The organism is Candidatus Methylomirabilota bacterium (genome assembly GCA_035260325.1).
In the GTDB taxonomy this organism is placed as follows: Bacteria; Methylomirabilota; Methylomirabilia; order Rokubacteriales; family CSP1-6; genus AR19.
The window spans coordinates 1-2582 of sequence record DATFVL010000255.1 but is presented as its reverse complement, the minus strand read 5'-3'; the positions used below and the strand labels follow the sequence as shown (position 1 = coordinate 2582).

The window sequence follows — 2582 nt, the reverse complement described above, 5'->3', positions numbered from 1 at the left end:
GTCGAAGGGCGGGGTCAACGCGTTCACGCGCGCCCTCGCGACCGAGCTGGCCGGGCGCGGCGTCACCGTGAACGCGATCGCCCCGGGGCTGATCGAGACGGACATGAGCCGGCCGTTCATCGGGATGGCGGCGCCCAAGCTCCGGGAGTGGATTCCGATGCGGCGGGTCGGCCGGCCCCAGGAGGTCGCGTCGCTCGCGGTCTTCCTCGCGTCGGAGGACGCCAGCTACATCACGGGCCAGGTCATCGCGGTGGACGGGGGTATCGGCTAAGGAGGCCGCTCAGCGCATGGAGCCGGATACGACCAAGATCTGGACACGCTCGGAGGTACGCGTCAGCGTCGGCAAGACCATCGTCGAGTCGCTCGGCGTGGACGAGGCGGCGGTGACCGACGGCGCGGCGCTGATCCGCGACCTGGGCGCGGAGTCCATCGACTTCCTCGACATGAGCTTCAAGTGCCAGCAGACGTTCGGCGTGGACCTGCCGGTCCGGCTGATCCAGGACCGCCGGATCGAGTGGCGCGACCTCGGCGTGCTCGCCCAGGTGTTGCAGAGCCGGTACGGAATCGCCGTGCCCTCCGAGGAGCTGCGCACCGTGTCACCCGCCACCGTCGGGGCGGTGCTGGAGCACGTGGCGGCCAAGCACGGCGTCGCGCGCGCCCCGGGCGACGCGCAGGAGGTGGTTCGCGCGCTCGCCGAGCGGATGCTCGCGGATCTCGACGGCACGCCACTCGATCTCTCCGATCTCACTGTGGAGCGCTTCGCCGGGTACCTGAACGAGAACCTGCACGCGCCGGCCGCGGTCGAGGCCGTGCTGAACCGGTTCACGGTGCGGGCGGTGACGGAATACATCGTGCGCCAGCTGGCCGCGGGCTCGCGCCTCGCGCCGGGAGCCTGACGCCGCTCGAACGGCCGGGTGCTCTCGGCGCCCGTCGCAGAACGCATGAGGTTCCTCTTCGTCGATCGCATCATCGCCGTCGAGCCCGACTTCGCCATCGAGACCTTGCGGAACGTGAGCGCCACCGAAGACGTCTTCGCCGATCATTTTCCGGGATGCCCGATCCTGCCGGGGGCGCTCGTCGTCGAGGCCTTCGCCCAGGCGGCGCAGCTCCTCATCGGGCTCACGTCCGACTTCACCCGGGTGGGACGGCTGGTCCGGCTGACGCGCGGCTCCTTCCGTCACTTCGTGCGTCCCGGCGATCAGCTCCGGATCCGGTGTGAGCGCCGCGGGGGCGGTGGCGCGTGGGTCGTGGCGGCGACGGCGGACGTCGCCGAGCGTCGGGTGGCGACGGCGACGCTCGAGTACGAGGTGGAGGACGCGAGGCCGGGGACCGACACGGGCGCGGAAGCGGCGCGGCTCCGTGCGCTCGCGGACGAGATCCAGCGGTCGCCGCTCGACCTGACCTCGCGAGGGGATCGGGCGTGAGCGAGCCGCGAGCCGTGCTGGTCACCGGGGGCGGGCGGGGGATCGGGCGCGCGATCGCGCTCCGCTTCGCGGAGGCCGGCGCGCGGGTCTTCGTGAACTTCTTCATCAATCGCGAGGCGGCGGAGAAGACCGCGCGCGACATCGAGCTGCGCGGCGGATCCGCGCAGCTCGTCCAGGCCGACCTCAAGGAGCCGGCCGACATCCGGCGCATGCTCGCCGAGGTCGGCCAGGCCGCCGGGCGCCTGGACGTGCTCGTGAGCAACGCGGCCTCCGGCGTGCTCCGGAGCGCGCTCGAGGTGTCGGCCAAGCAGTGGGACTGGGTCCTCGCGACGAACGCGCGCCCCCTGCTCCTCTGCGCCCAGGAGGCGGCGAAGCTGATGACCCCGGGCGGGCGGATCGTGGCGCTCTCGAGCCTCGGGAGCCAGCGCGTGATCCCGGGCTACACGGCGATCGGCGTCTCCAAGGCGGCGCTCGAGGCGCTCACGCGCTACCTCGCGGTCGAGCTGGGCGCGCGCGGCATCACGGTGAACGCGGTGGCCGCTGGCGCCGTGGAAACCGACGTCTGGCGGATGCTGCCCGACGGCGCGGCAGCGCTGGCGGCGATCCGCGCGCGGACGCCCGGGGGCGCGCTCGTCTCGTCCGAGGCCGTCGCCGACGTCGTCTTCTTCCTCGCGAGCCCGGCCGCCCAGTCTATTCAAGGACAGGTGCTGGTCGTCGATGGTGGCTACTCGCTCCTCGCGTGACGCGACGCCGGCGCGGCGCGTCGTCGTGACCGGCCTCGACGTGGTCACGCCGATCGGCGCCGGCCGCGACGCGTTCTGGAAGGCGGCGCTCGCCGGCATCTCGGGCGTCCGCCGCATCACGCACTTCGATCCCGAGGGCCTGCCGAGCCAGATGGCGGCGACGCTGGCGGATCCCGCGGCGCTCGAGGCGTTCCGCGCCGAGGCGGGGCTCGACGCGCTCGAGCCCCGGAGCGTCGTCCTCGGCGTGCGCGCGGCGGGCGGCGCCGTCGTCGCGGCCCACGCGCGCGAGGCGCTCCGATCGCCACGCGCGGGCGTCTTCGTCGGCACCGGCGGCGAGCGCAACGACCTGAGGGCGCTCGGCGCGATCGCGTACGCGAGCCGCGGGGACGGCGGCGCCGTGACGCCGGCCGGGTTC

Annotated in this window: 5 protein-coding genes; all 5 read left to right on the top strand. The window is 73.6% G+C overall.

Features of this window, described 5'->3' with window-relative positions:
• A partial coding sequence (locus tag VKG64_16505) for an SDR family oxidoreductase (GenBank protein ID HKB26638.1) occupies positions 1-271 on the top strand: 271 nt, incomplete at its 5' end.
• A 16-nt stretch (positions 272-287) separates the two neighbouring features.
• Positions 288-896, top strand: a complete 609-nt coding sequence (locus VKG64_16500) for a phosphopantetheine-binding protein (GenBank protein ID HKB26637.1) — start codon at positions 288-290, stop codon at positions 894-896.
• Positions 897-941: 45 nt separating this feature from the next.
• On the top strand, positions 942-1424 hold the full coding sequence (locus VKG64_16495; GenBank protein HKB26636.1) for a 3-hydroxyacyl-ACP dehydratase FabZ family protein: 483 nt from the start codon (positions 942-944) through the stop codon (positions 1422-1424).
• Positions 1421-2167 (top strand): SDR family oxidoreductase, encoded by a 747-nt coding sequence (locus tag VKG64_16490; GenBank protein HKB26635.1) that lies wholly within the window; start codon positions 1421-1423, stop codon positions 2165-2167. Before VKG64_16495 ends, VKG64_16490 begins: the two co-directional genes overlap by 4 nt.
• Positions 2168-2192: 25 nt before the next feature.
• The coding region (locus tag VKG64_16485) for a beta-ketoacyl synthase N-terminal-like domain-containing protein (GenBank protein HKB26634.1) at positions 2193-2582 on the top strand (390 nt) is incomplete at its 3' end.

Bases quoted from the DNA above. Each gene is read 5' to 3' on its own strand.
- VKG64_16500 (HKB26637.1), top strand. From the start codon at position 288: ATGGAGCCGGATACGACCAAGATCTGGACACGCTCGGAGGTACGCGTC.
- VKG64_16495 (HKB26636.1), top strand. From the start codon at position 942: ATGAGGTTCCTCTTCGTCGATCGCATCATCGCCGTCGAGCCCGACTTC.